Source organism: Vibrio sp. Vb0349, from assembly GCF_033338975.1.
Map to the genome: position 1 here is coordinate 1 of NZ_JAWOTS010000074.1, position 2,273 is coordinate 2,273.

General features: G+C 46.6%; 3 protein-coding genes and 1 pseudogene. 3 read left to right on the forward strand and 1 reads right to left on the reverse strand.

All coding sequences use genetic code 11. The annotated features are described in order from the left end of the window. Nucleotides 1-188 (reverse strand): annotated as a pseudogene (locus tag R7Q47_RS23245) (lysophospholipase); the annotation flags it as partial. Between R7Q47_RS23245 and rhtB the strand changes: the two are divergent. The 3 genes from rhtB to R7Q47_RS23260 all read left to right on the forward strand — a co-directional run. After that, on the forward strand, nucleotides 149-766 hold the full coding sequence (gene rhtB / locus R7Q47_RS23250) for a homoserine/homoserine lactone efflux protein (protein WP_005459098.1): 618 nt from the start codon (nucleotides 149-151) through the stop codon (nucleotides 764-766). The pseudogene R7Q47_RS23245 and the gene rhtB overlap by 40 nt on opposite strands. Nucleotides 767-790: 24 nt before the next feature. Further along, complete coding sequence (locus tag R7Q47_RS23255; protein ID WP_005459079.1) at nucleotides 791-2,014, forward strand: EAL and HDOD domain-containing protein; 1,224 nt, start codon at nucleotides 791-793, stop codon at nucleotides 2,012-2,014. Between the two features lie 106 nt (nucleotides 2,015-2,120). Further along, nucleotides 2,121-2,273 (forward strand): ArsR family transcriptional regulator (locus R7Q47_RS23260; RefSeq protein ID WP_318089415.1); only part of this gene is annotated, 153 nt, incomplete at its 3' end.

The window sequence follows — 2,273 nt, forward strand, 5'->3', positions numbered from 1 at the left end:
CAAAGTGCTGCGATCGGACCACCAATTGCTTGCTCAAATAATGTCTCTTGAGTATAAGTCAAAGGTGAATGGTTAGTAGCCATTAGTCGATTACCTGAAGATACATTGTAGACGCGATGTATCATCGAAGAATTAGTGAGGAAATGCAATGGATACCCACGTTTGGTTGGCCTATGTGGTAACTGCAATCGTTTTTAGTTTGGCTCCGGGTTCTGGCACGGTTAACTCAATCAGCAATGGCTTGAGTTACGGCACGCGTAAATCGCTTGGCGCGATTGTTGGTCTGCAAATCGGGCTCGCGATTCACATCGCCTTGGTTGGCGCTGGCATCGGTGCGCTGGTGGCGCAATCGGCAACTGCGTTTACTATCATTAAATGGGTAGGCGCGGCTTACCTTGTATGGTTGGGTATTCAGAAATGGCGTGATACTTCAGGCTTGATTGCCAATGAGAGTCACAAAGAGATGTCAGGTAGCGCATTATTGTATAAAGCCGTTTTAATTAACCTGACTAACCCTAAATCGATCGTCTTTTTGGTGGCGTTGTTCCCACAGTTTATCGACCCTGCAAAAGACCAACTGACGCAATTGTTGGCGCTAGGGGTGACGACAGTGGTGATTGATGCGTGCGTAATGTTGGGTTACACCACGTTAGCGGCGCAGATGGGACGCTTTATCCGTTCAGACAAGATCATGGGTAAAATTAACAAAGTATTCGGTTCAATGTTTATGGGTTGTGGCGCATTATTAGCGGCTGCAAAATCCTAAGCCATTTATAGGTAGTTCTATCGCATGAATACAACGTATGTCGCTCGTCAGCCGATTTTTAACCGTAAAAGACAGACGCTGGGTTATGAATTGTTATTTAGAGATGGAGAAAGCAACGCCTATCCCGCTCATATCGAATCAAACCGAGCGACATACCGATTAATCGTCGAGAACTTTCTATCACTGGGTACTAACCCAGTGATTGCGTCTTCGCGATGCTTTATCAACTTTCCTCATCAGAGCTTGGTACGCCGTTTGCCTCGCAGCTTGCCAAAAAACAAAATCGTCGTAGAAGTCTTAGAGACTTGCCAACCTACCGATGATCTTCTCGATGCAATTCGCGAGTTATATCGAGAAGGTTATTTGATCGCGCTGGATGATTTCACCTTAACGCCGGAGTGGCGTCGCTTCTTACCTTATGTGCACATCGTTAAACTCGATATCATGGCGATGGGGCTAGAAAAAGCGTGTGAACTGGTTAAAACCCACCTCGCCAAGCGCGTCAAATATCACTTTTTAGCGGAACGCGTCGAAACCGCAGAAGAGTTTGAGCAAGCCAAAGCGGCGGGTTTTAAATTCTTTCAAGGCTACTTTTTTAGCAAGCCATTGGTGTCGCAAACCAAATACGTCAGTCCGGAGCAGGTGTTAGCGTTACAACTGTTTCGGGAAGTCTGCGCGCCAGAGCCGGATTTTGACCGCATTGAAAGCATCATTACGCAAGATGTGGCCTTGTCGTACAAGTTACTGCGTTTTGTGAATACCCAGATCACCACATTAGAGGTGGAAATCAGCTCGTTCCGTCAGGCGCTGATTTACCTTGGTCAAGACAAGCTGAAGCAATTTGTCTCTTTGGTGGTGGCGTCTTACATCTCAAGCAACAAACCGCGTGAGTTGTACAACCTCTCTTTGCAACGTGCCCAGTTCTGTGAGCTGATGTCGCGTTACCAACCTTTTTCTCATCTTAATGAGCAAGGCTTTATGGTCGGCTTATTGTCGATCTTAGATGCCATGCTCGACTTATCGATCGAAGCCTTGGTGAAGCAACTGCCGTTGAGTGATTCTGTGCAGCAAGCATTACTGCATCGTAAGGGTGAGTACGGCGTGCTGATCTCGCTAGAAGAATGCTACGAGCGAGCTGATTGGCATGGCGTCGAAAAGCTCTCGGGTCAGTTGGGTTTGTCATTCGATGAAGTCAAAGCCTCGTTAAGTGAAGCGGTTCGCTGGAGCCAAAGCGTCGTCACGGTCTAATTCTCTCTATTAGTATGAAACTTTTATGAAGGCAAGGGCGTGGCTCTTGACGCCTTGGCACAATTAAATAAACATATACGCATATCCATATATAGGTATGTTAACTATGCTTCCACATCAGTTTTTCAAGCTTTTATCTGACGAGACTCGTGTGCGCTGCTTAATGCTGGTGGCCCGCGAAGGAGAAATTTGCGTAGGTGATTTGGCGTTTGCATTGCAAGAGAGTCAGCCGAAAGTTTCTCGTCATCTTGCTCAGTTA